This window comes from Polaribacter sp. OB-PA-B3 (assembly GCF_054589375.1).
The window spans coordinates 475,332-500,878 of sequence record NZ_BAAIIX010000002.1; the positions used below are offsets into that span (position 1 = coordinate 475,332).

Genomic DNA, 25,547 nt, shown 5'->3' on the forward strand with positions numbered 1-25,547 from the left:
TAACATTTAAGAAATTATTTGAAGAGTTTTGTTCCTTCTAATTAGAAAAATAATCAGGAATTAAACTTTTAAGTTTTGCTAAGGTTTCCTCTACGGATAATTCACTCATTCCACCAGCTGCATTTGCATGTCCACCACCATTAAAATGTTCTTTAGCTAAAGCATTTACAGGGTTTTCTGAACCTTTAGAACGAAAAGAAATTTTCATAATTCCGTCTCTTTCTGTAAAAACAATTGCGGCTTTCATCCCTTTTATTGATAAAACTAAATTGGCTAAGTTGTCGGTGTCGCCTTTTACATATTTATATTTTGCCAATTCTTCTTTAGATAAAGAAATTATTGCAACATTATAATCATATAAAATCTCTAGCTTTTCGCTCATTGCATAACCCTGCAAGCGCAAACGAGTTTCTGTGTTGTTATCACTTAATTTTTCATGTATTAAATGATGTTCTACACCTGCAGCTAATAATTTAGCTAAAACCTCATGCGTTCTTGGTTTCACAGAGTTAAATCTAAAACTACCTGTATCTGTTAAAATTCCAAGATATAACGGAGTCCCTATTTTAGCATTTAAAATATCTAAATTACCAGATTGTTCTATTAAATCTACAATTAATTGTGATGTTGATGATGCTGTTGTTTCTGATACAATAATATCTGGAAATTCTTCTGGATTTAAATGATGATCAATCATAATTTTCTTAGAAGTAGAAGCTTCTAACAAAGTTTGCATTTCTGGTCCTACTCTACTAATTGCATTGTAATCTAAACAAAAAATTAAATCAGCATTGTTAATTTTATTGGTAACCTCTTCAGGGTTTTCATCCATTAAAAGTATTGAAGATGTATCTAACCAATATAAAAATTCAGGCGCCTTATCAGGATGACAAATTGCTGCAGATTTACCTAATTTCTCTATAAAGTGAAGCAATCCTAAAGAAGAACCTACTGAATCTCCGTCTGCAGATTTATGTGCTGTAATTACGATATTTGTAGCTGCTAATATTTCAGCTTCAATTTTCTTATAAATATTCATGAAATTTATTTTAAAGTTGACGAAGTTAGGATTATTATTGAAGTAAATAATAATTTCAATTTAAAAATTGAAATCTTTAATAAAAACAAAAAAAAGGAAGCTTAAAACTTCCTTCTCTTAAAATTATATTGTTTCATATCAGAAAAAAACAAGTGCTATTCCATAGAATGTAAACCAATCGAATTACCATCTCTATCCTCTAAAATCGATACAAAACCAAATTCTCCAATAGACATTTTAGAACGGATAATTTTACCGCCTACCTTTTCTACCAAATGTTCTTCTGTTACACAATCTTTAGATTCAAAATATATTATTGTATTGTTATTCCCAGAAACAAAATCTTCTTTTTCTACCAATGCTCCTGTAATATTTATCCCTTTTGGGTCAAAAGGAAAACCAGCTTGTTTACCAAATTCTGCAGGAAAATCTACCAATTTTATATTAAATACAGTTTCATAAAACTCTTTAGCATTTTTTAAATTTGATACAAGAATATCGAACCAATTAACAGGATTTACGTTTTTCATCTTTTATGTGTTTTAATTATTTTGTTGCTTAATTGCACTACAAAGATGCTTTAAGATGAAATCTTAAAATTGTAAAAATGGGACAAGCTATTTTTTTTGATCAAAAATTAAAGACATTTTTAAATCATCACCATAAAATTCTTTAGGAGTTAATCCTGTAAATTCTTTAAAATCTTTAATAAAATGTGCTTGATCAAAATATTCGTTTTCGTAAGCTAAATCAGTAAGACTTGTTACCTGATTATTTAATAACGTCTTAAGCGCATTTTGAATTCTTACAGTTTTAGAAAGTTGTTTAGGACTTAAACCTATTGTTGATGAAAATTTACGTGTTAATTGTCTTCTGCTTGTATTATTTTGTTTCGATAAAGTATCTACAGAATATTGACCGTTTGCTGCTAAAATAGTATCTACAGTAGATTTTACAATTGTATCAATAGTATTTTTATGACTAAGTTTATTCAGTAAAAAAAATTCTATAAGTTCAATTCGTTCTTCTGTAGATTTTGCATTCAAAACCTTATCTCCTAACTCCTTACCTTCTAAACCAAATAATTCTTCTATAGAAACTGCAGTGTTTTGAATTCTTCTTATAGATAATTTACAAAAAGGTAAAAAACCATTAGGTTGAAACCGAACAACAAAAGAACCCGTAATACCCAAAGGTTCTACAATATAAGGTTTAGTAAGTTGACCTATTAAAAAACATTTTGGTAAAATTTCGCTAGTAAAATTATCAAAATGATGTTTATAAGTTTCACCATAATGAAATATCAATTTCATTGTTCCGTCTGGTATTATTGTATTTTTTTTTGGCGTTTTTTCAAAATCACTTTCTAATGTCCAATAACACTTAACCCATTCTTTTAAATTCTCTTGAGGTTCAAATATTTTATGATCCATTTTTGCAATTTTTGAAATATATTAATTGCTACTAATTTCGGTGATTTTTTTTAATTATCATTCAATCCAATTTTTAAAATCTTTTACACGTTCTCTACTCACAATAATTTCTGAGTCTTGATATGTATTTAAAATCAATTTTAAGCGAGAATTTGAATAGGCAATGATATCTTTAATCGAGTTAATATTGATAATAAAAGTTCTATTGACTCTAAAAAATTTTTCTGAATCTAATTGTTCTTGCCAATTTTCTAAAGAACCATCTAAAAGATAATTTCTGTTTTCGGAAGTATGTATATAGGTAGCTTTATTTTCGCTGTAAAAACACTCAATTTCATCAATATTAATAATTTTGATGTGTTGCCCAACTTTTATCGAGATTCGTTTTTTAAATTTACGATCTACAGGATTTACCAACAGTTTACGAATATCATCTAAATTAACTTGAACGTCTGATTTTTTTGGTTGATTTTCTTTAAATTTATCTACAGCAACCTTTAATTCATCTTCATCTAAAGGCTTTAATAAATAATCGATACTATTTAGTTTAAAAGCCTTTAAAGCATATTCATCGTAAGCAGTTGTAAAAATTATTGCAGATTTAACATCTATTTCTTCAAAGATTTCAAAAGACAAACCGTCTGATAGTTGAATGTCTAAAAATATTAAGTCTGGATGTTGGTTATTTTGTAACCAATTTAAAGACTCTTCTACAGAATGTAGCATTTGTTGTACTTCTATGTCTAATTCTGCCAACATTCTGTTTAATCTTCTTGCTGCAGGTTTTTCATCTTCAATTATTAATACGTTCATAGAAATTGTTTTCTTTTTTACTTTTTATGAATGAAATATTTTATTTCATAAATTCTTTCATTTTTCTCTCTTCCCAATCTTTACCAAAAATAGTAATAACGTCAAATGTTCTAAATGCATCTAAAATCAAGAAAATTCCCCAAATTAACCAAAACGGAATGTGTTTAAATCCGTCACTATTAAATTGATTGCTCAATATAAAACTTCCAAATATTTTAAACGAAAATTTCCAAACAAATGTTAAAAACAGATTTACAATAATATAGGTCACCACGTGTTTGTAAAACTTTTTGATATCCTCTACTTTCTTTCTAGCCTTTGCTATTTTGTATTTATTTATATCTTCCATAATTACCTTCGGTTTTCTCTTTCGTTTTGTTTATCTAAAATCTCTTTAATTTTTTTCTCTTCCCAATTACTACCAAAACCAATAGAATTAAAACCGAAAACACCTAACCAATGAAAAAACATACCGATTCCCCAAAATAACCAAGTAGAATACGTTCCAAAATTTGTGAATGCTTCTTTAAAATTGTAGCCGTTTTGCATTAAACCAAAAATCACAATACCACTAATAAAAATATTTACCAAAATAAATACAATTAGATGTACATAAAAACCTTTAATAGCTTTTACTCTCTTTTTAGCTTTAATATATTGTTGTTCTTGTCTAAAATCTTTTTCCATAACAGTATTAATTATTGTTCATTAATTCTTTAATTTTCTTTGCTTCCCAATTTTCTCCTAAACCTAATAAGTTCATTCCGAAAACTGCAAACCAATGAGAGAAAAGACCAATACCCCAACCACATAAAGAAAACCAAAACCAATGAAAACCAGGATCGAATTTTAAATTCACAAAAATTAAAGTAGGTATTACCACACAATAAACTGTTAAGTGAGAATAAAAACCTTTTATTTTTTTAACCCTTTTCTTAGCAATTAAAAGTTTTTGTTCTTGTGTATAATTTGAGTCCATATTATTGTCTATAATTTTGTTCATTCATAAATTTATCAATCTTTCTTTTTTCCCAATCACTTGTAAAAAAAATGTTTAAACCAAATGTATTAAAAGCTTGAAAAGCGATTCCTATACCCCAAAACAACCAAATTTTATAATTGCTTGAATAAAAAATTGCTTCTGATATGGTTGATCCATCATTTACATCACCAACAATAAAAATTGCACTTAAAAAAGTATTTACTACAATATAAACTGCTAAGTGTTTGTAAAACTTACTTAACTTTTCTACCTTCTTTTTTGCTAGAATGTAGTTCTGTTCTTCTGTATAATTCGGTTTCATTATCTGTAATTGTTTTGCTGATTTTCTTTATCCATAATCTCTTTAATCTTTCTATCTTCCCAATTATTTCCTAAGAAAATATTGTAATTATTTACTTCTAAAAAGTGAAAAACCAAGCCCATTCCCCACCCAAAAATTGGAAACCAAAACCAGTGAAAACCTGGAGAAAATCTTAAATTGATAAATATTAAGAAAGGTATTACAATACAGTAAGATGCTAAATTTTGATAAAATTCTTTTAGCTTTTCTACTTTTTCTACTGCTTTTACGTATTTGCTATTTTCTAAATCGTCTGTAAACATAATGTCGTTAATTTTATATAAGAGAGGCAAGCTCACCTTAAAAGTTTTGTTATTGTTTTCTATTTTCACTCCTTTCTGAGTGATTAATCCGTATCTATCTGCAATATTCTGCAAACCAACCTTGGTGCTTTTACCAATTGCTTCTTTAGGATTGATGTTATTTTCTATGATTAAATAATTATCTTCTTCATAAATTGATATTTCTAATGGTTTAGAAGATGAAACCACATTGTGCTTTACTGCGTTTTCTAGTAATAATTGCAATGATAAAGGCACAATTTTAAGATCTTTGTTACTTACAAAGTCTGGTATTGTAAACTTTACAGCATCTTCAAAACGCATACCTAATAGCTGCATGTAAGTTTTTGCAAAGTTTAATTCTTCTGTAATTGGTACTAAATCTTTATTTCTTTGTTCTAATACATATCTATAAACTTTAGATAGTTTAGTGGTAAATTTTTCTGCTTGATTCGGGTTTTCTCCAATTAAACTCGTTAAAACGTTTAAACTATTGAATAAAAAATGAGGATCTAACTGGTTTTTAAGAGATTCGAACTTTGCTGTTTCTGTTTTTGCCACAATTTGTTGTTGTGTGCTTTCTTGCGTCATTGCCTTTTTCCAGTTTATCATAAAACCTCTGGCATGCATAAAAGTAGAAATCCCTAAAGAAAGTATTATGTAAAATAAATGAATCCAAAGAAAATTACCTTTAAAGAAATTACTTGCATCGTTGCCATTAATAGTAACAAAAACTACATAATCAATTATTAAAACAATTGGTATTGTATATAAAACAGTTGCTATTATTCCTGCCCAAACCCTCTCATTTGTTTCAGTTATCCAATTCCATTTTGATGATAAATAGTTATTAATTATACCATTACCAAAACCGATTCCAAAAGAATACATGCCAGAAATAATAAAAGACCAAATAATACCTTCTAATGTTCTTTGACCGAACACAAATCCAAAAAACACACCAAAAATAATGGTTAATTTTAGGCATAAAATTGCTCCTTTTTTAACACTTCTTAAAGTATATACTTCTTGGTTATCCATTTATAAAAATTTAATATTTAGAATATGTCGAAATTACTAAAATTTAATATTTAATGATAAGTTTTTGTCTGCTAACATAAATTTAGCATTCTCATAAGAAGGTGGTGCAAATGCCATAACGTTGTTAGAAGAACCATAATCCTCTAAAGGCATTCTAGCTGCAGAAAAATCCATTTTATCATTATCATTTTTATCATGATAACAAACAATAGCATATTCACCTTCCTCTAAATTTTCGAAAACTATGGTACTTTTACCATTTATAATTTTTGAGGTTTTAGATTTAAGAGGAAACTTCATAAAATTGGTCTTATTGTAAAGAGCAAAATTTACTTTACCAGAATCTGAAGTTACATTTACAACAGTTGCAGTTATTGTTTTGTTTTGCGCAATTAAACCATTTGTTAAAGTTAACATTGCAATTACTAAAAAAGATACTAAAGTTTTCATATTGTTTGATTTTTGTTGTTAATTATGGTTCAAAGATGCAACACAACCACAGTTTTTAAAACTAAACAATACCGAACTGTCTTTTTTTGATGACGAATTGTAATAAATAGATATTTTCTTCATTAAAAAAGTTAAATAATACAAAAAAATCAAGGCTAGTAACCTATACTAATTCTCAATTTTTATAATTTAACTTAACCTAAATATTTACAATTGATAATCTATTAACTATATTTTTAATAAATTGATAAAAATTCTAATTTTTCTTTCTTTTTTTGTTACTGTATTTAAAAATAGTATACTTTTACAACATGTTTATAACAGAAAATAAAATAAATACAATGGTACCCAGATTGCGACTACGCAATACTAATCGCTAATATCTTTTTTAGCAACAAGAGGAGAATACCATAATTTTTATTTTTTATAACCATGTTTCACAAACAAAACTTACAAAGCCTACAAAACCAAATAATTACACCTTATAGTAATTGTATCTCTGTACGACGCTTTTTCTCACCTCGCCCTTTGGGTGTTTAGTAAGTTATGGAATTAGGTGAGTCCAATTCTGCATTCAAAAACAAATATCAAATACATTTAAATTTTAAATATCAATACAATGGAAATTGTAATTGCTAATAAATCACATATTATCTACGCAGATATTATTTGTAAGACAATAGAAGATGCTGCTCAAGTAAGAGGAACTGGTATTGCCAAAAGAAAGCCAGAATACGTTGCTAAAAAAATGGAAAATGGTAATGCTGTTATTGCTTTAGATGGTGGTATGTTTGCCGGCTTTTGTTACATAGAACAATGGGGACACGGTAAATTTGTTGCCAACTCTGGCCTTATTGTACATCCCGATTATAGAAATATTGGTTTAGCTAAAAAAATAAAACTTGTAATCTTTAAGCATTCTAGAACTAAATTTCCAGATGCTAAAGTATTTAGTATTACAACTGGTTTAGCTGTTATGAAATTAAATAGCGATTTAGGTTATAAACCTGTAACTTTTTCTGAACTAACTGACGATCAAAGTTTTTGGGACGGTTGCCAAACTTGTAGAAATTATGATGTTTTAACAAGAACAGATAGAAAAATGTGCTTGTGTACAGGAATGTTATTTGACCCAAAAAACAATAATAAAGAAGCAACTAAAGAAGTTAAAGAAAACGTTTTTAAAAGATTAAAACATATAAAACAAAACTTGTTTTTAAAAAAAGATAAAAAATGAAAAAATTAGTAATTGCATATAGTGGTGGTTTAGATACTTCTTATTGCGCAGTAAGTTTGTCTAAAGATTATGATGTGCATGCAGTAAGTGTAAACACAGGTGGTTTCACATCCGAAGAAATTAAAAATATAGAAAGTAATGCTTATAAAATGGGTGTTACAACCTATAAAAATATAGATGCAGTAGCTACTTTTTACAACAAAGTAGTTAAATATTTAATTTTTGGTAACGTTTTAAAAAATGCCACTTACCCACTATCTGTAAGTGCAGAAAGAATTATACAAGCTATTGAAATTATAGAATATGCAAAAAGTATAAATGCAGAATATATAGCTCACGGTAGCACTGGTGCCGGTAACGATCAAGTTAGATTTGATATGATTTTTCAAACTTTAGCTCCAAACATTAAAATTATTACACCAATTAGAGATCAAAAATTATCTAGGCAAGAAGAAATAGATTATTTAAAATCTGAAGGAATTGACATGAATTGGGAAAAATCTAAATATTCTGTAAACAAAGGTCTTTGGGGAACAAGTGTTGGCGGTGTAGAAACTTTAAAATCAGAAAAGCCATTACCAAGTGAAGCGTACCCTTCTCAATTAGAAAAAGAAGGTGAAGAAAAAGTAACATTGACATTTAAAAATGGTGAGTTTGTTGCTTTAAACGGACAAGAAAATGCACCAGAAGTTAATATTGAAAACTTAAATGATATTGCGTCGAAATATGCAATTGGTAGAGATATTCATGTTGGTGATACAATTGTTGGTACTAAAGGTAGAGTTGGTTTTGAAGCTGCTGCGGCATTAATTACTGTTAAAGCGCATCACTTATTAGAAAAACACACACTTACAAAATGGCAATTGCAACACAAAGAGTATTTATCTAGTTTCTACGGAATGCATTTACACGAAGGACAATATCTGGATCCTGTTATGAGAGATACTGAAGCTTTTTTACAAAGTTCGCAAAAAATGGTTTCTGGTAATGTTGTTGTTACTTTAAAACCGTACCACTTTACTTTAGACGGAATTGTATCTAAACACGATTTAATGTCGAGTGCTTTTAGCACCTATGGTGAAGAAAATAAAGCTTGGACAGCAGATGATGCCAAAGGTTTTATAAAAATTATTGGAAATCAGAATAAAATATACAAACAAGTAAATTCTTAATTATGTTAGAAGTAGGAATTATTGGTGGCGCAGGTTTTACCGCAGGAGAATTAGTTAGATTACTATTAAATCATCCTGAAACTAACATTAACTTTGTTTACAGTACTTCTAATGCTGGCAACAAATTATATAAGGTACATCAAGATTTAATTGGATCTACGGAAATTAGCTTTACAAGTGAAATTAATGCTGATGTTGATGTTTTGTTTTTATGTTTAGGACATGGAAATTCAACTTCATTTTTACAAAAAAATAGTTTTTCTGATGATACAAAAATTATTGATTTAAGTAATGATTTTAGACTAACTGCAGATAAAAATTTTGAAGGCAAAGAGTTTGTATACGGATTACCAGAATTGCAAAAAGAAGCCATAAAATCTGCTAAATATATTGCAAATCCTGGTTGTTTTGCTACTGCTTTACAATTGGCAATTTTACCATTGGCAGCAAACGGATTGCTGAAAAATGATGTGCACATTAATGCTGTTACAGGTGCAACTGGTGCAGGAACTTCTTTATCTGCAACTACGCATTTTACTTGGAGAGACAATAACTTTTCTCATTATAAAGCTTTTAATCATCAACATTTGGGTGAAATTAATCAGACTGTAAAACAATTGCAAGCAGATTTTAATAGTGAAATTAACTTTATGCCAAATAGAGGTGATTTTTCTAGAGGAATTTTTGCAACAACCTACACAAGATTTGATGGTTCTTTAGAAGAAGCAAAAACATTATATAAAAATTACTATAAAGATGCAGCTTTTACAATTGTTTCTGATGAAAGTATTTTTATGAAACAAGTAGTAAACACAAACAAATGCTTGGTTCAGTTAGAAAAACATGGTAACAAATTATTAATTACAAGTACAATTGATAATTTACTAAAAGGTGCATCTGGTGCAGCGATACAGAACCTAAACTTAATGTTTGGTTTTGAAGAAACGTTGGGTTTAAATTTAAAAGCAAATTATTTTTAAGAAGCAATAGCTCGCGTTAGCGATTGAAGTGGCATCCTTTTTTTGTTGCCACATATGGCAAAAAAAGATATAACGGAAAGCGCGACCTTTAGGTAACGCCAAAAAAAAATAAAAATGAAAATAGCAATTATAGGTACAGGAAATTTAGGAAAATCTATTGCAAAAGGTTTAATTACCAACAATGCAATTACTTCTTTATACCTTACAAAAAGAAATATTGATGGTATTGCAGAATTTGAAGGCTATACAAATGTATTTTTAACTACAGATAATATTAATGCTGTAAAAAATTCTGATATTTTAATTTTTGCAGTTCAACCTGCACATTTTGAAGGAATTTTAAGAGATATAAAACCTTATTTAACAGAAAAACATGTGCTTATTTCTACAATAACAGGTTTTTTAATTCCGCAGATAGAAGAAGAAATTGGTACAGATAAATTTATAATTCGTGCAATGCCAAATACTGCAATTGCAGTTGGTAAATCTATGACGTGTATGTGCAGCAACACGCAAGGTGAAAAACGCATTAAAATTGCAGAAGCTATTTTTAACCGGCTAGGACATTCTTTGAGTATTCCAGAAAGTCAAATGCAAGCTGCAACTGTAGTTTGTGCTAGCGGAATCGCTTTTTGGATGCGTTTAATTAGAGCTACAACGCAAGCTGCTATTCAATTAGGTTTTGACGCAAAAGAAGCGCAAGAATTGGCAATGTTTACTAGTGAAGGCGCTGCAAATTTATTAATAACAAACGGTAACCACCCGGAAGAAGAAATCGACAGAGTAACAACACCAAAAGGTTGTACTATAGAAGGATTAAATGAAATGGAACACAAAGGTTTGAGTTCTTCTTTAATACAAGGTATGGTTGCTTCTTTTAACAAAATTAACAACATTAAAAAAGAACAAATATGAGTTTATTTAATGTATATCCATTATTCGATATCACTCCTGTAAAAGCTAAAGATGTGTATGTTTTTGATGAAAACAATACAAAATATTTAGATCTATACGGTGGTCATGCAGTAATATCTATTGGACATTCGCACCCAAAGTATGTTACAGCAATATCAGAACAAGTTTCTAAATTGGGTTTTTATAGCAATTCGATTCAGAACCCGTTACAAAAGGCATTGGCAGATAAATTAGTTTCTTTTTCTGGCTGTACAGATTATGAATTGTTTTTATGCAATTCTGGTGCAGAGGCGAATGAAAATGCTTTAAAATTAGCTTCCTTTCATAATCAAAAGAAAAAAGTTATTGCTTTTAAAAACGGATTTCACGGAAGAACTTCTGCAGCAGTTGCGGCAACAGATAACGCAAAAATTATAGCCCCAATTAACGCACAACAAGAGGTAGAAATTTTAGAATTAGGCGATTTAGATGCCTTAGAAAAAGCATTAGCTAAAAATGACGTTTGTGCAGTAATTATAGAGTGTATACAAGGTGTTGGCGGTTTAGATGAAAGTACTACTGCTTTTTATGAAGGCGTAGATCTTTTATGTAAAAAATACAATACTTGTTTTATTGCAGATGAAGTACAATCTGGTTTTGGTAGAACAGGAGACTTTTTTGCTTTTCAAAAATACAATGTAACACCAGATATTATTTCAATTGCAAAAGGTATGGGAAACGGGTTTCCTATTGGTGGTATTTTAATTCATAAAAAAATAAAAGCTTCTTATGGATTATTAGGTACAACTTTTGGCGGAAACCATTTAGCATCGATTGCCTCTTCTACTGTTTTAGAAGTTATTGAAGAAGAAAACTTAATGCAAAATGTAAAAGAAATTTCTGCTTATTTTTTAGAAAAAGCAAAAGAAATTTCTAAAATTAAAAATATTAAAGGACGTGGCTTAATGCTTGGTTTAGAATTTGATTTTCCTATTGCAGAACTGCGAAAGAAATTAATTTTTAACCAAAAGATATTTACGGGTAGTGCTAAGAATCCTAATTTATTAAGAATCTTACCACCATTAACAATAAAAAAAGAACACGTTAACGCATTTTTTGATGCTTTAAAAACAGAATTATCATGATAAATTATACTTCTATCGATGATATAGAAAATATAAATTCTTGGATTAAAGAAGCCCAACAAATAAAGGCAAATCCTTTAGAAAATAAAGATTTAGGTAAAAGCAAAACTTTAGGTTTATTATTTTTTAATTCTAGTTTACGTACACGTTTAAGCACACAAAAAGCAGCATTAAATTTAGGAATGGACCCAATAGTAATGAACGTTTCTGGCGATGCTTGGGGAATAGAGTTTGGAGACGGAACAGTTATGAATGGTAATACTGCAGAACATATTAAAGAAGCTGCAGCAGTGGTTTCTCAATATTGTGACATAATTGCTGTTAGAGCTTTCCCTAGCTTAACAGACAAAGAAAAAGATGAGTCTGAACAAATTTTAAAATCTTTTGTGGAGTTTGCTTCTGTACCCATTGTTAGTATGGAAAGTGCAACTGGTCATCCGCTTCAAGGTTTAACAGATGCAATTACTATTGCAGAATTTTCAACTAAAAAGAAACCTAAAGTAGTTTTAAGTTGGGCGCCACATATTAAGGCTTTACCACATGCCGTTGCTAATAGTTTTACACAAGCAATGCATAAAATGGATGTTGATTTTGTAATTGCAAATCCTAAAGGATATAATTTAAACAAAAAAATTACTAAAAACACACCCATTTATCACAATCAAGAAGAAGCTTTTAAAGATGCCGATTTTGTGTATACAAAAAACTGGAGTTCTTATGATTCTTATGGAGAAGTTTTAGAAGTAGAAAATAACTGGACAATTACTAAAGATAAAATAGGCGATGCTAAATTTATGCATTGTCTGCCTGTTAGAAGAAATGTTGTTGTAGAAGATGCTGTATTAGATTCTGATGCCTCTTTGGTAATAGAACAAGCAAATAACAGAACTTATGCGGCACAATTAGTTCTAAAAAAAATTTTAGAAAATGCTTAAAGAAAAACTATCAATCATAAAAATTGGAGGAAACATTATCGAAGATGAAGCATCATTGTCTGCTTTCTTAAAACTTTTTTCCAATTTAGAAGGTAATAAAATTTTAGTTCATGGTGGTGGTAAACGCGCAACAAGTATTGCGTCTAAATTAGGCATCACTTCTAAAATGATTGATGGTAGACGAATTACCGATGCCGAAACTTTAGAAGTAATTACTATGGTTTATGGTGGTTTAGTTAATAAAAATATTGTGGCTAAGCTACAAGCTTTAAAAATAGATGCAATTGGTTTAACTGGTGCAGATATTAATTCTATCAAATCTGATAAAAGACCTGTAAAAGAAATAGATTTTGGTTTTGTAGGTGACGTTAAAAACGTAGCTTCTAATTCTATAGACAAATTAATTAAAGCAGATTTTACACCTGTTTTTTGTGCAATTACGCACGATGGAAATGGACAGTTATTAAACACAAATGCAGATACAATTGCAAGTACCATTGGCGTTGGAATGAGTGAAATTTATGATACATCTATTTACTATTGTTTTGAATTGAATGGTGTTTTACAAGATTTTGAAGATAAAAATTCTGTGATTAAAAATATCGATTCTAAAACATATCAAGATTTACTAAAAAACGGAATTATCTCAGACGGAATGATTCCGAAATTAGACAATTGTTTTGATGCTTTACAAAATGGTGTACAAAAAGTTCATATTGGCAATACTGCCATGTTCACAAAAGAAAACAACAACTTCACAACTATAACTTTATAATGATTTCTATTGAAAAATTAACAGAAAAAGCAATTAGTCTTTTAAAAAACCTGATTGAAACACAATCTTTTTCATCTGAAGAAGACAAAACTGCAGCTTTAATAGAAGCTTGGTTTAAAGAGTTTGACATTCCTTTTAAAAGAACAAAAAACAATGTTTGGGCAACCAATAAATATTTTGATGAAAGTAAACCTACGTTATTATTAAATTCGCATCACGATACTGTAAAACCAAATTCTGCTTACACAAACGATCCTTTTAAAGCTTTTGTAGAAAATGGTAAATTATTTGGTTTAGGTTCTAACGATGCAGGTGGCTGTTTAGTCTCTTTAATTGCAACTTTTACAAATTTTTACGCTTTAGAAAACTTAAAATATAATTTGGTTATCGTTGCATCTGCAGAAGAAGAAAGCTCTGGGCCAAACGGTTTAAATAGTATGTTGCCAATAATACCTCATATTGATGTTGCTATTGTAGGTGAACCAACATTAATGAATTTAGCCGTTGCAGAAAAAGGTTTAGTGGTTTTTGATGCAGTTGTAAAAGGCACACCTAGTCATGCAGCGCATCCAAATAATAACAATTCAATTTACAACACAATAGAAGTTTTACAATGGTTTAAAGATTTCAAATTCGAGAAATCTTCAGATGCTTTGGGTGATGTAAAAATGACAGTTACTCAAATAAATGCTGGGAAACAGCATAACGTTGTTCCTGCTCATGTAGATTTAGTTATAGATGTTCGTGTAAACGATGCGTATTCAAATCAAGAAATTGCAACTATTTTGCAAGAACAATCTCCTTGCACAGAAATAAAACCTAGAAGTTTACGATTAAATTCTTCTTCTATTTCATTAGAGCATGAATTGGTAAAAGCAGGAATTGCAATGGGAAGAGAAACCTACGGATCTCCTACTCTATCAGACCAATCTGTATTAAGTTGCCAATCTTTAAAATTAGGACCTGGAGATAGCACTCGTTCTCATTCTGCAAATGAATTTATATATGTTTCAGAAATTGAAGAAGGAATACAAATTTATATTGAATTATTGAATAAAGTAATTGTTTAAAAAAAGAAAAGAATAAAGAATAAAGACATAAACAAGAGTTAACACAAGGTTGAAAAGTTTTAGATTTAAAAAATGAAACAGTCTTGACTCTTGCGTCTAAATTTTTAAAATAAAATTTATAATATGAAACTTTGGGATAAAGGATTTTCAATAGACAAGCAAATAGAGAACTTTACAGTAGGTAATGATAGAGAAATTGACATACATATTGCAAAATATGATGTACAAGCTTCTTTAGCGCACGCAATAATGTTAGAATCTATTGGTATAATTAATGCGGATGAATTAAAAGATCTTAAAAAAGGCTTAAACGAATTAGCTAAAGATATAGAAAATGAAACTTTTGTGATTGAACCTTCTTTTGAAGATGTACATTCTAAAATTGAATGGGAATTAACAAATAAATTAGGTGAAGTTGGTAAAAAAATTCACACAGCTCGTTCTAGAAATGATCAAGTTTTAGTGGCTTTACAATTATATTATAAAGAAAATTTAGCCATTGTAAATAACAAAGTAAAATCGCTTTTTGATACTTTATTAAATCTTGCAGATACTCATAAAGATTCTTTATTGCCAGGTTATACGCATTTACAAGTTGCAATGCCATCATCTTTTGGATTGTGGTTTTCTGCCTATGCTGAATTATTAATTGATGATGTTTATGTATTAAATGCAGTATCTAAAGTTGTAGATCAAAATCCTTTAGGTTCTGCTGCTGGTTATGGATCATCTTTTCCGATAGATAGAGAATTAACTACCAAAGAATTAGATTTTACAACATTAAAATACAATGTTGTAGCTGCGCAATTAAGTCGTGGTAAAAGTGAGCGTTCTATTGCTGCTGCTTTGGGCGGATTGTGTAACACAATGGCTCGTTTTGCAATGGATGTTTGTTTGTATATGAGTCAGAATTTTGGCTTTATCACTTTTCCTGATGAATTAACTACAGGAAGTAGTATTATGCCACACAAAAAAAATCCTGATGTTTTTGAGTTAATCCGTGGAAAATGTAATAAAATTCAGGCGTTGCATTCAGAAATGTTATTAATAACAAATAATTTACCAACGGGTTATCACAGAGATTTTCAATTATTAAAAGAAAATATTATTGCCGCTTTTGAAGATGTAAAAGATATTCTTGATATTTTTAATTATGCGATACAACAGGTAATTGTAAGAGATATTGATTTAAATGATGAGAAATATCAATATTTATTTACTGTAGATTCTATTAATAATTTGGTTGTTGAAGGAATGTCTTTTAGAGAGGCTTATCAAAAAATTGGTGGTCAAGTTCAAGAAGGTACCTATAAGCCCGATTTAGGAAAGCAACATTCGCATGTTGGAAGTATCCATAATTTAGCCTTAGAAAAAATTAGAGAAAAATTCCCTAAAACTTAAATCAAAAAAAAACCTTGTTCATTAAATGTAATAAACAAGGTTTTTAAAATTTTATATGTATTTTATAGATAGAAATTTACACCAATACTTGCACTAAAAGCATCACCAAAAGATACTTCTTTAGAAGTTATGGCGTACCATAAATACGTTTCTACAGTACCAACTTCTGCATAAAAATCTGCACCACTAAAAATTTTCTTATTTTTAAAATCTTGGTGAACTAATCCGCCTCCAAAAAGTGTAAAATGAAATGCATTTGGTACATAATAATCTTCAGGATAAATACTTGGCAAAGAAGTAAAAGAATTTGTACCGATTTCGTATGATAAAGCAAAACCTGCAATTGGTGTAATTGTTAGGTTTTCGCTTATTTTTTTTCTATAAATAGGAAACGTATTTTTAATTGTTAATAAGTGAATCCTATCTGCTTTTGAAACAGATTCTGGCACATAACCATATAATAATTCTGTGTATAAAACTTTATCAAATAATTGATAACCGGCTCCTAAAGAAATCATACCAATATTACCTGCAAATTGAGCTTTTACATAATCTGGCACATACCAAGATTTATTTTTAACCGTTTTTTGTTCTTGTGCTATTGTTTTACCAACAAACATTATAAGCATTACTGCTGTAAATAATTGTTTAATTTTCATGTTACTTTAATTCTATAAGTTCAATTTCAAAACCATCTTGTTTTACGCTAATAATTCCGTATTCTGGCTTTTTAAGTGCCGGAATTACTAAGTAATTAACATCACCTTCTTCATAAAAATATCCGTGTGTATGACCATGCACAGAAAGTGCAACATTATTTTCTTTTAAAATAGTATTGTACTGGTTTTTCATATCGTCTGGTAAATCGTTACTAACTACAATAGGAATGTGAGAAAAAGAAAAAACCTGATTGTAATTTGCGTTATCACTTAACTCGTTAGACAACCAATCAAAATCTGGGTCTTTATTACTTTCCCAAATAATATCGTCAAACATCACAAATTTATTATTGTTAAATTCGAAAGAGTAATTATAATCACCAAACATTTCTTTGTAAATTAAAGCTCCGTTAGAGTTATAATCATGATTACCAATTACAGTAAAATAAGGTTTCTTTAATGTTTTCATGATATCGTAAAAAATTTCGAACTCTTTTAAAAGAGCTTGATCTGCAATATCACCACCAAAAACAACAAAAGCAATATCTTCTCTATTATTGATATCTTCTACTACAGATTTTAAGTTATTATAAAAATAATGTACATCTGTAACAAAAGCGAATTTAAAATCTTGATTATTTTGCTCTAATTCTGCTAAAAGTTTTAAGTTTTTTGCAGTTGTGTTTTTTTCTGAACTATTTACTCCAGCTTCATAAACACTATATTCAAAAAGGTTTTCGCAGGCAATAAATAATGTAATAATGCTTAAAAGCATTACTAGTTTAAAATTTTTCATTGTATTAAATTAATATATGATTTTTTAAATGCTTAATTCATTAACAATTTTAATAGACGATGCTATTAAAAAAACTTACATAATTAAAAGTAAAGTTGACGAAAGCTATTTTTTAGAAATTCTTACTCTCCAGAATAACTTACAAAGTTTCTTGGAGTTTCGTACAACGTAATTTTTAAATCTAAATTAGTTGGTAATAACTTTCTTAATTTATTGTAGGTTACAACACAAATATTTTCTGCTGTAGGATTTAATTCTTTAAATTCTGGTACTTCTAAATTTAAATTTTTATGATCAAAACAATCTTCAATTTCCGATTTAATGTGATTTCTTAAAATACCTAAATCATAAACATAACCAGTTTCTTTGTCGATTTCTCCTGTTAAAGAAACAATCAATTCGTAATTATGACCATGAAAATTAGGATTGCTGCATTTACTAAAAACTTCAAAGTTTTTTTCATCACTCCAATCTTTTCTATACAATCTATGTGCAGCGTTAAAATGTGCTTTTCTATGAACTGTAACTTTAGGCATCTGTTAGTTTTTCGTAAGATTTATCAAAAATTATTTTAAACCATTCTGTATAACTTGCAGGGTTTTCTTCGATGTCTTTTTTCACATCATCTAATAACATCCATTTGTAAGCCTCTACTTCTTCTTTGTTAATGTTAGGTGCATCGTTATATTTACCTATCATTACATGATCTAATTCATGCTCTGTTAAACCGTTATCAAAAGGAGCTTTGTAAATGAAAGAAAAAACCTCTTTAATATCTGTAACAAAACCCATTTCTTCTTGTAATCTTCTTCTACCCGCTTCTAAGTTACTTTCTCCTTCTCTTTGATGAGAACAGCAAGTATTTGTCCATAATAACGGCGAATGGTATTTAGATGCAGCTCTTTGTTGTAGCATTAACTCTCCATTATCATTAAAAATAAAAACCGAAAAAGCTCTGTGTAATAATGCTTTTTCGTGGGCTTCAATTTTTTCCATTAAGCCTATTTGCTTATCGTTTTGGTCTACTAAAATTACTTGTTCTTTCATTATTGCAAAAATAAGGAATACAAGTATCAATAAATCATAAAAATTGATTAAAAACTATAAGATTTTTCTATTCTTTTATGTTGATGATTTATATTTGAAAATTATAATAAACTTTTACTTTATGAAATTTTACTTTAAATTACTCTTCTTCATTTCTTTAGCAACACTTTATCAATGTGATAATTCTGAACCTAAGAATAAAAAAAATGATGATAAAATTAATGTAAAACAAACTATAGAGAAAAAAGTAGAAAAGCGTTGGGATAGCTTAAATAAAACAAATGTTGAGGCTTTTTTTACAGAATACGGCAAGGAAAACAAAGAAAATAAAGTTATTATAAAAACCAAATTTGGTAATATAAAGTTACGCTTATATGATGATGTACCAATTCACAGAGCTAATTTTATATTCTTAACCAAACTTAAATATTTTAATACAACGGTAATTTATAGAGTTGCCAAAAACTTTGTTATTCAAGGTGGTAATTCTGATGAAACATATACCCACAATCAAAGAAGATTGTATGGTAATTATCTAATTAAACCCGAATTTAGAGCAAATAGAAAGCATAAATATGGTGCATTGGCAGCTGCAAGACAGTGGGAAAAAAATCCGAATAAATTATCAAGTCCTTTTGAATTTTATATGGTACACAGTAGAAATGGCGCACATCATTTAAATAATGAACACACTGTTTTTGGAGAAGTAATTTCTGGTTTTGATACATTGGATAAAATTTCTAAAGTAAAAGTTGGTGTAGATGAATGGCCTGTTGAAGATATTAAAATGACAATAGAAATTTTAGATTGATATTTCTCTTTGTAAAACCTATCTTTGCACCTCAAATTTTGTAGATGAGTTTTTTAAAGGAAATAGCACGTAGAAGAACATTTGGTATTATATCGCATCCAGATGCAGGTAAAACAACATTAACCGAAAAACTTTTGCTTTTTGGTGGTGCAATACAAGAAGCTGGTGCTGTTAAAAACAATAAAATAAAAAAAGGGGCAACTTCAGATTTTATGGAAATCGAACGCCAGCGTGGTATTTCTGTAGCTACGTCTGTGCTTGCCTTTATTTATAAAGATAAAAAGATAAATATACTAGATACACCTGGGCATAAAGATTTTGCAGAAGATACTTTTAGAACTTTAACTGCTGTAGATAGCGTTATTGTTGTAATTGATGTTGCAAAAGGTGTAGAACCACAAACCGAAAAATTAGTTGAAGTTTGTAGAATGAGAAGCATACCAATGTTGGTTTTTATCAATAAATTGGATAGAGAAGGAAAAGATGCTTTTGATTTATTAGATGAAGTAGAACAAAAGTTAGGTTTAACAGTAACTCCTATGAGCTTTCCTATTGGAATGGGATATGACTTTAAAGGGATTTACAATATTTGGGAGAAAAAAATCAATCTTTTTTCTGGAGACAATAAAACTTCTATTTCAAAAGGTGTAGAGTTTGATGATTTATCAAACCCAGAACTAGATAACATTGTTGGTGAAACTGCCGCAGAAACCTTGCGTGAAGAGATAGAATTGATAAGTGAGGTTTACCCAGAATTTGATAGAGATGTTTACCTGAGCGGTTCACTCCAACCTGTGTTTTTTGGTTCTGCCTTAAACAATTTTGGTGTAAAAGAATTATTAGATGCTTTTATAGAAATTGCACCATCACCACAACCAAAAAAAGCAGAAGAACGTTTGGTAGACTCTAAAGAAACAAAACTAACTGGTTTTGTCTTTAAAATTCATGCAAACATGGATCCTAAACATAGAGATCGTCTTGCATTTATAAAAATTGTATCAGGAACTTTTAAAAGAAATTCTCCTTATTTACATGTTAGAAATGGAAAAAAAGTAAAATTTTCTAGTCCGAATGCATTTTTTGCTGAAAGAAAAGAAATTGTAGAAGAATCTTTTCCTGGTGATATTGTTGGTATACACGATACTGGTAATTTTAAAATTGGGGATACATTAACAGAAGGTGAACAGTTAAATTTTAAAGGCATACCAAGTTTTTCTCCAGAACATTTCCGTTATGTAAATAATGCAGACCCAATGAAGTCTAAACAATTATACAAAGGTTTAGATCAGTTAATGGATGAAGGTGTAGCACAATTGTTTACATTAAACATGAATGGACGTAGAGTAATTGGTACAGTTGGTGCGTTACAATACGAAGTTATTCAATATAGATTAGAACACGAATACGGTGCAAAATGTACCTACGAAAATTTGCAAGTTCATAAAGCGTGTTGGGTTGAACCAGAAAACCCAAAGAATGACGAATTTAAAGAATTTAAAAGAGTTAAACAGCGCTATTTAGCAAAAGATAAGCAAGGTCAATTGGTGTTTTTAGCAGATTCTGAATTCACAATTCAAATGACACAAAGTAAATATCCTACCGTTAAATTGCATTTTACTAGTGAATTCAAAAATTAGAATATGAAAAAATTTATAATATTACTAATCTTATTATTCGCTTTTAAAACCTATTCTCAAAATTATAGTATCAATAATTTAAAAGGTAAAGAATTAAAAAACAGTATCCGTTTAAATTATATATTAATAGATCAACCAGACATTACATACAATTATGGAGATGGTAGTACATATACATTAGACCCAAAAATGGGTTTATTTGGTTTAAATTATAATATTCCTTTAACTGATTGGCTATACACAGGTGCAGGTTTTCATGGCGCTGTTTATGGCGATCAAGGTGGTTTATTTACGCTAGGTGTAAATCTTGGTGTTAACAAAAAAATCTATAAAAATTTATATTTTGATGCAAATATTCACTTTGGTGGTGGTGGCGGATTTAGAAGTTTAGTAAACGGTGGAGGTATAATTTACCCAAATATTGGTTTACAATATAAAACAGATAAGTTTGCATTTGGTTTACAGTATGGACATGTAAACTTCTTTACAGGTATTCAAAAAGGAGATAATATTTCTTTTTTTGTAGAAATTCCTACAACAGTTAGATCTGCTTCTTATAAAGATGCACAAGAAAGATTTGAAGTAGAAAATACTTTTAGCGATACCTATTGGCAAAAACCAGCTGTAAAAAGTATTCAACAGATTACATTTGATTATTTATTTCCTGTTGGATCAACTAGAAATGATGGCTTCGGAAACTTTAACAACACCACTCCTATTTCACAAACATTAAGTCTAATTGGTTTCGAATACCAACGTTACTTAACAAAAAGTTCTTTTGCTTACGCACATCTAGATGCTATGTATGGTGGCTTAAGAGCTGGTTTTATGGATGTTTTTATTGGTTTAGGTAAAAACTTTGTACAAACAAAACATGTTAACTTATTTGCCAAAGCTGGTATTGGTGCAGCTGGTGGTAGAATTTTTCCAGAAGGTGGCTTAACAGTATATCCAAGTATTGGTGCAGATGTTAAAATTACCAAAACGATTGGCGTAAGTCTTCACGGAGGATATCATAGATCTGTTGGTGGAACTTTTGAAGCTTATACCGCAGGTTTAAGCTTAAAATATTACGGATTAAGTGGTGGTATTAAAAATCCTTATTCAAAAGAAAAAATTAAATCTATAAAAACCCAAGGTATTCAAATAGGATTTCAAAATCAAACTTATTATGATGTTGCAATTCTTGATAGACCAGATAATGATTTACAATTATTGGCAGTAAAAATTAATTACGACCTTAGTAAACGTTTTTATGTAGCTGGAGAAGCTTCATTTGCATATTTGGGAGGAGCTGGTGGATATGCTCACGGAATTTTTGGATTAGGAGTAAAATCTAATAGATTCTTAAATGATAAATTTTCATTATTTGCAGAAGCTGCAGGTGGTGTTGCTGGTGGTGGCGGTGTAGATTCTGGAGAAGGTGTTTTAATAAGACCTACAATTGGTGTTAATTATCATGTTTCAAAAGATTTTTCTTTCCATGCTTCTGGTGGTCAAATGTGGTCTCCTTACGGAAATGTAAATTCAACAAATATAAATGTTGGTATTTCTTACGGATTGTCAATCTTAAATTCAAAAAAATAAATACAGTTTAAACTGTAAATAATAATAAAGTAAAATAATTAAATAATAAGAAATGAATAACGGAATCTATGCAAAATTCACTACATCAAAAGGTGAAATTTTAGTACAATTAGAACACGAAAAAACTCCTGGTACTGTAGGTAATTTTGTTGCTTTGGCAGAAGGAAATTTAGAGAATGAAGTAAAAGAGCAAGGTACACCTTATTATAATGGTTTAAAATTTCATAGAGTTATTCCAGATTTTATGATTCAAGGTGGTTGCCCGTTAGGAACAGGAACAGGTAACCCAGGTTATAAATTTGATGACGAATTTCACCCTGATTTAAAACATGATGCACCAGGAAAGTTGGCTATGGCTAATTCTGGACCTGCAACAAATGGTTCTCAATTTTACATCACGCATGTGCCAACACCTTGGTTAGATGGTAAGCATACTGTGTTTGGTTCTGTAATAGAAGGACAAGATGTTGTTGATGCTGTTGCTCAAGGCGATGAGTTAACATCTTTAGAAATTGTAAGAGTTGGTGCAGATGCAGAAGCTTTTAATGCAGTCGAAGCTTTTAGAACTTTTGAAGGAGCTAGAGAAAAAAGAGAAGCAGAAGAAAAAGCAAAACAAAAAGAACTTTTAGATAGTGTAGCTGCTGGCTATGATGAAACTAAAAGTGGTTTACGTTATCAAATTTTACAAAAAGGTGAAGGAAAAAAAGCAACTAAAGGCGCTGGAGTTTCTGTACACTATAAGGGACAGCTATTAGACGGAACAGTTTTTGATTCTTCATATAAAAGAAAACAACCAATTGATTTTAATGTAGGTGTTGGTCAAGTTATTGCTGGTTGGGATGAAGGAATTCAGTTGTTACAAGTTGGCGATAAAGCTCGTTTTGTAATTCCATCTCACCTAGCTTACGGTGCTGCTGGAGCTGGTGGTGTAATTCCTCCAAATGCTACACTTATTTTTGATGTAGAATTAATGGACGTTAAGTAATCTAATTACTTAAAAATATTAAAAAGCCTCAATACAAATCATGTATTGAGGCTTTTTGTTTTGTTAAAAAAACGAATTTAAAAATATAACTACTTAATTTTCTTTATATTAAAAGTAGTTAGTTTCTTTAATTAAATTAAAACTCCTATCATGAAAAAACCTGATTTTAGTAATTTAAAAGTAATATATGTTAATTGTACTTTAAAAAAGTCTCCTGCAAAAAGTCATACCTCTTTATTAATGCAAGTTTCCAAAGACATTTTAAAAAAAGAAAAAGTAAGATTTGAAGAAATTAGATTTATCGATTATGATGTAGCAAGCGGTGTCTATCCTAATATGACTGAGTATGGATGGAATAAAGATGATTGGCCTATATTATTTACTAAAATAATTGAAGCTGATATTTTAATTATTGGAACACCAATTTGGTTGGGAGAGAAATCTTCTGAAGCTCAAAAATTAATAGAAAGATTATATGCTATGAGTAGCAAAACAAACGATAAAGGTCAGTATTTATTCTACGGAAAAGTTGGTGGCTGCTTAATTACAGGAAATGAAGATGGAGTTAAACATTGTGCTATGGGCATTTTATATTCTTTACAACATGTAGGATATTCTATTCCTCCGCAAGCAGATGCTGGCTGGATAGGTGAAGTTGGACCAGGACCAAGTTATGGCGATACAGAATGGAGAGATCAAAAATTAGAGAATCCTGTTGGTTATAAAAGTGATTTCACAAATAGAAATACCACCTTCATGACTTACAATTTGTTACATCTTGCATCAATATTAAAAAATAATGATGGATATCCAAGTTATGGGAACTCTAGAGAAGATTGGGATGATGGAGAACGTTGGAATTTCGAAAACCCAGAATATAGATAAAACAAAAAAGCGTATTCTAAAGAATACGCTTTTATAAAACTCTAAATTTTTATATGTTTTGAGATAACCAATCTCCTACTTCATTAGTTCCGTAAGATTTACCACCATCTGCTAAATCTTCTGTAACAATACCTTTATCTAAAGCATTATTTACAGCTTCTCTAATTGCTTTTCCTTCTTCTTGTAAGCCAAAATTTTCGAACATCATTGCAGCAGATAAAACTGTTGCCATTGGGTTTGCAATATTTAAACCTGTTGCTTGTGGATACGAACCGTGAATTGGCTCAAATAAACCAATATTAGAACCTAAAGATGCACTTGGCATTAAACCCATAGAACCAGAAATTACAGAAGCTTCATCTGTTAAAATATCTCCAAATAAGTTTTCTGTAATTAAAACATCATAACTATTTGGCCATTGCACCAAACGCATTGCAACTGCATCTACAAATTCATAAGAAACTTCAACTTCTGGATATTCTTTCTCCATCGCTTGTACAGTTTCTCTCCATAATCTAGAAGTTTCTAAAACATTTGCTTTATCTACACAGCAAAGTTTTTTTCCACGAGTCATTGCTAATTCAAAACCTTTTTTTGCCAAACGTTGTACTTCTGCTCTTGTATAAACACAATTATCAAAAGCAGTTTCACCTTCATCTCTTCTACCCTTTTCTCCGAAATAAATTCCACCAGTCAATTCACGTAAAAAAACTAAATCTGTACCTTCAATTCTTTCTCTTTTTAAAGGAGATTTATCTAATAAGGAAGGAAATGTAAATGTTGGTCTAACATTTGCAAACAAACCTAATTTCTTACGCATTTTTAACAAACCTTGCTCTGGACGAACTTTTGCTGAAGGGTCGTTATCAAATCTTGGATGACCAATAGCCCCAAATAAAACAGCATCTGAAGATGCACAAATTTCGTGTGTTTCGTCCGGATAAGGTTCACCAACAGCATCAATGGCTGCGGCACCAGTTAAAGCTGGTCTCCAATTTATCTCGTGATTAAATTTTTTAGCAATTGCATCAGATACTTTTACTGCTTGATCAATTACTTCTGGTCCAATTCCGTCTCCTGCTAATAAAGCAATATTTAATTTCATATTTTTAAACTTTTAGCTGTTTTATT

The 25,547-nt window shown here is 29.7% G+C and carries 29 protein-coding genes; 14 read left to right on the forward strand and 15 right to left on the reverse strand.

What is annotated here, in order from left to right; all coding sequences use genetic code 11:
• Positions 1 to 37: 37 nt before the first annotated feature.
• From ACYPV9_RS05930 to ACYPV9_RS05975, 10 genes are all read right to left on the reverse strand, one after another.
• Positions 38 to 1,039, reverse strand: a complete 1,002-nt coding sequence (locus tag ACYPV9_RS05930; RefSeq protein WP_459742285.1) for a DHH family phosphoesterase — start codon at positions 1,037 to 1,039, stop codon at positions 38 to 40.
• Between the two features lie 155 nt (positions 1,040 to 1,194).
• Positions 1,195 to 1,569 carry a VOC family protein gene (locus ACYPV9_RS05935; RefSeq protein WP_459742287.1) on the reverse strand — a complete coding sequence of 125 codons (375 nt, stop codon included), beginning with the start codon at positions 1,567 to 1,569 and terminating at the stop codon, positions 1,195 to 1,197.
• Between the two features lie 87 nt (positions 1,570 to 1,656).
• Positions 1,657 to 2,472: a helix-turn-helix domain-containing protein gene (locus tag ACYPV9_RS05940; protein WP_299059934.1), complete on the reverse strand. Its 816-nt coding sequence runs from the start codon at positions 2,470 to 2,472 to the stop codon at positions 1,657 to 1,659.
• Positions 2,473 to 2,529: 57 nt separating this feature from the next.
• The gene (locus tag ACYPV9_RS05945) at positions 2,530 to 3,285 is read right to left on the reverse strand and encodes a LytR/AlgR family response regulator transcription factor (RefSeq protein WP_299059931.1); all 756 of its coding nucleotides are present in this window, start codon (positions 3,283 to 3,285) and stop codon (positions 2,530 to 2,532) included.
• 40 nt (positions 3,286 to 3,325) lie between these two features.
• Complete coding sequence (locus tag ACYPV9_RS05950) at positions 3,326 to 3,634, reverse strand: 2TM domain-containing protein (protein WP_299059928.1); 309 nt, start codon at positions 3,632 to 3,634, stop codon at positions 3,326 to 3,328.
• A 2-nt stretch (positions 3,635 to 3,636) separates the two neighbouring features.
• The gene (locus ACYPV9_RS05955; RefSeq protein WP_299059925.1) at positions 3,637 to 3,972 is read right to left on the reverse strand and encodes a 2TM domain-containing protein; all 336 of its coding nucleotides are present in this window, start codon (positions 3,970 to 3,972) and stop codon (positions 3,637 to 3,639) included.
• 7 nt (positions 3,973 to 3,979) lie between these two features.
• Positions 3,980 to 4,288 (reverse strand): 2TM domain-containing protein, encoded by a 309-nt coding sequence (locus ACYPV9_RS05960; RefSeq protein ID WP_299059922.1) that lies wholly within the window; start codon positions 4,286 to 4,288, stop codon positions 3,980 to 3,982.
• Entirely contained in the window at positions 4,266 to 4,589 is a 324-nt protein-coding gene (locus ACYPV9_RS05965; protein WP_299059920.1) for a 2TM domain-containing protein, read from the reverse strand. Before ACYPV9_RS05965 ends, ACYPV9_RS05960 begins: the two co-directional genes overlap by 23 nt.
• Positions 4,589 to 5,950 (reverse strand): 2TM domain-containing protein, encoded by a 1,362-nt coding sequence (locus tag ACYPV9_RS05970; protein ID WP_299059917.1) that lies wholly within the window; start codon positions 5,948 to 5,950, stop codon positions 4,589 to 4,591. The genes ACYPV9_RS05965 and ACYPV9_RS05970 overlap by 1 nt, the downstream gene beginning before the upstream one ends.
• Positions 5,951 to 5,986: 36 nt before the next feature.
• Entirely contained in the window at positions 5,987 to 6,400 is a 414-nt protein-coding gene (locus ACYPV9_RS05975; protein WP_299059914.1) for a DUF2141 domain-containing protein, read from the reverse strand.
• A gap of 619 nt (positions 6,401 to 7,019) precedes the next feature.
• Here ACYPV9_RS05975 and ACYPV9_RS05980 point away from each other — a divergent pair.
• The 9 genes from ACYPV9_RS05980 to argH all read left to right on the forward strand — a co-directional run bounded on the left by ACYPV9_RS05980 (position 7,020) and on the right by argH (position 16,009).
• Positions 7,020 to 7,637 (forward strand): GNAT family N-acetyltransferase, encoded by a 618-nt coding sequence (locus ACYPV9_RS05980; RefSeq protein WP_299059912.1) that lies wholly within the window; start codon positions 7,020 to 7,022, stop codon positions 7,635 to 7,637.
• Positions 7,634 to 8,809: an argininosuccinate synthase gene (locus ACYPV9_RS05985; RefSeq protein WP_459742293.1), complete on the forward strand. Its 1,176-nt coding sequence runs from the start codon at positions 7,634 to 7,636 to the stop codon at positions 8,807 to 8,809. Before ACYPV9_RS05980 ends, ACYPV9_RS05985 begins: the two co-directional genes overlap by 4 nt.
• A 2-nt stretch (positions 8,810 to 8,811) precedes the next feature.
• Positions 8,812 to 9,789 carry an N-acetyl-gamma-glutamyl-phosphate reductase gene (gene argC / locus ACYPV9_RS05990; RefSeq protein ID WP_459742295.1) on the forward strand — a complete coding sequence of 326 codons (978 nt, stop codon included), beginning with the start codon at positions 8,812 to 8,814 and terminating at the stop codon, positions 9,787 to 9,789.
• A 114-nt stretch (positions 9,790 to 9,903) separates the two neighbouring features.
• A complete protein-coding gene (proC, locus tag ACYPV9_RS05995; protein WP_299059899.1) occupies positions 9,904 to 10,704 on the forward strand; it encodes a pyrroline-5-carboxylate reductase in 801 nt (266 codons plus the stop codon).
• Complete coding sequence (locus ACYPV9_RS06000; RefSeq protein ID WP_459742298.1) at positions 10,701 to 11,828, forward strand: aspartate aminotransferase family protein; 1,128 nt, start codon at positions 10,701 to 10,703, stop codon at positions 11,826 to 11,828. Before proC ends, ACYPV9_RS06000 begins: the two co-directional genes overlap by 4 nt.
• On the forward strand, positions 11,825 to 12,763 hold the full coding sequence (locus tag ACYPV9_RS06005; RefSeq protein ID WP_459742300.1) for an N-acetylornithine carbamoyltransferase: 939 nt from the start codon (positions 11,825 to 11,827) through the stop codon (positions 12,761 to 12,763). The genes ACYPV9_RS06000 and ACYPV9_RS06005 overlap by 4 nt, the downstream gene beginning before the upstream one ends.
• Positions 12,756 to 13,538, forward strand: a complete 783-nt coding sequence (argB, locus tag ACYPV9_RS06010) for an acetylglutamate kinase (protein ID WP_459742301.1) — start codon at positions 12,756 to 12,758, stop codon at positions 13,536 to 13,538. The genes ACYPV9_RS06005 and argB overlap by 8 nt, the downstream gene beginning before the upstream one ends.
• A complete protein-coding gene (locus ACYPV9_RS06015) occupies positions 13,538 to 14,608 on the forward strand; it encodes a M20 family metallo-hydrolase (protein ID WP_459742303.1) in 1,071 nt (356 codons plus the stop codon). Before argB ends, ACYPV9_RS06015 begins: the two co-directional genes overlap by 1 nt.
• A gap of 123 nt (positions 14,609 to 14,731) precedes the next feature.
• Positions 14,732 to 16,009 (forward strand): argininosuccinate lyase, encoded by a 1,278-nt coding sequence (argH, locus tag ACYPV9_RS06020; RefSeq protein WP_459742305.1) that lies wholly within the window; start codon positions 14,732 to 14,734, stop codon positions 16,007 to 16,009.
• Between the two features lie 62 nt (positions 16,010 to 16,071).
• Here argH and ACYPV9_RS06025 read toward each other — a convergent pair whose 3' ends face one another.
• From ACYPV9_RS06025 to idi, 4 genes are all read right to left on the reverse strand, one after another.
• The gene (locus ACYPV9_RS06025) at positions 16,072 to 16,668 is read right to left on the reverse strand and encodes a hypothetical protein (protein ID WP_299059882.1); all 597 of its coding nucleotides are present in this window, start codon (positions 16,666 to 16,668) and stop codon (positions 16,072 to 16,074) included.
• 1 nt (position 16,669) lies between these two features.
• A complete protein-coding gene (locus ACYPV9_RS06030) occupies positions 16,670 to 17,464 on the reverse strand; it encodes a metallophosphoesterase family protein (protein WP_459742308.1) in 795 nt (264 codons plus the stop codon).
• 122 nt (positions 17,465 to 17,586) lie between these two features.
• Complete coding sequence (locus tag ACYPV9_RS06035; RefSeq protein WP_299059874.1) at positions 17,587 to 18,000, reverse strand: 6-pyruvoyl trahydropterin synthase family protein; 414 nt, start codon at positions 17,998 to 18,000, stop codon at positions 17,587 to 17,589.
• Positions 17,993 to 18,511 (reverse strand): isopentenyl-diphosphate Delta-isomerase, encoded by a 519-nt coding sequence (gene idi, locus ACYPV9_RS06040; protein ID WP_299059871.1) that lies wholly within the window; start codon positions 18,509 to 18,511, stop codon positions 17,993 to 17,995. The genes ACYPV9_RS06035 and idi overlap by 8 nt, the downstream gene beginning before the upstream one ends.
• A 121-nt stretch (positions 18,512 to 18,632) precedes the next feature.
• Here idi and ACYPV9_RS06045 point away from each other — a divergent pair, with 121 nt between their 5' ends.
• From ACYPV9_RS06045 to ACYPV9_RS06065, 5 genes are all read left to right on the forward strand, one after another.
• Complete coding sequence (locus ACYPV9_RS06045) at positions 18,633 to 19,322, forward strand: peptidylprolyl isomerase (protein WP_459742311.1); 690 nt, start codon at positions 18,633 to 18,635, stop codon at positions 19,320 to 19,322.
• A gap of 44 nt (positions 19,323 to 19,366) precedes the next feature.
• Positions 19,367 to 20,959: a peptide chain release factor 3 gene (locus ACYPV9_RS06050; protein ID WP_459742313.1), complete on the forward strand. Its 1,593-nt coding sequence runs from the start codon at positions 19,367 to 19,369 to the stop codon at positions 20,957 to 20,959.
• Positions 20,960 to 20,962: 3 nt separating this feature from the next.
• Positions 20,963 to 22,546: a hypothetical protein gene (locus tag ACYPV9_RS06055; RefSeq protein ID WP_459742315.1), complete on the forward strand. Its 1,584-nt coding sequence runs from the start codon at positions 20,963 to 20,965 to the stop codon at positions 22,544 to 22,546.
• 52 nt (positions 22,547 to 22,598) lie between these two features.
• A complete protein-coding gene (locus tag ACYPV9_RS06060; RefSeq protein WP_459742317.1) occupies positions 22,599 to 23,531 on the forward strand; it encodes a peptidylprolyl isomerase in 933 nt (310 codons plus the stop codon).
• Between the two features lie 150 nt (positions 23,532 to 23,681).
• The gene (locus ACYPV9_RS06065; RefSeq protein WP_459742319.1) at positions 23,682 to 24,416 is read left to right on the forward strand and encodes a flavodoxin family protein; all 735 of its coding nucleotides are present in this window, start codon (positions 23,682 to 23,684) and stop codon (positions 24,414 to 24,416) included.
• Between the two features lie 49 nt (positions 24,417 to 24,465).
• Here ACYPV9_RS06065 and leuB read toward each other — a convergent pair whose 3' ends face one another.
• Positions 24,466 to 25,521, reverse strand: a complete 1,056-nt coding sequence (leuB, locus tag ACYPV9_RS06070; protein WP_459742321.1) for a 3-isopropylmalate dehydrogenase — start codon at positions 25,519 to 25,521, stop codon at positions 24,466 to 24,468.
• Between the last annotated feature and the right edge of the window lie 26 nt (positions 25,522 to 25,547).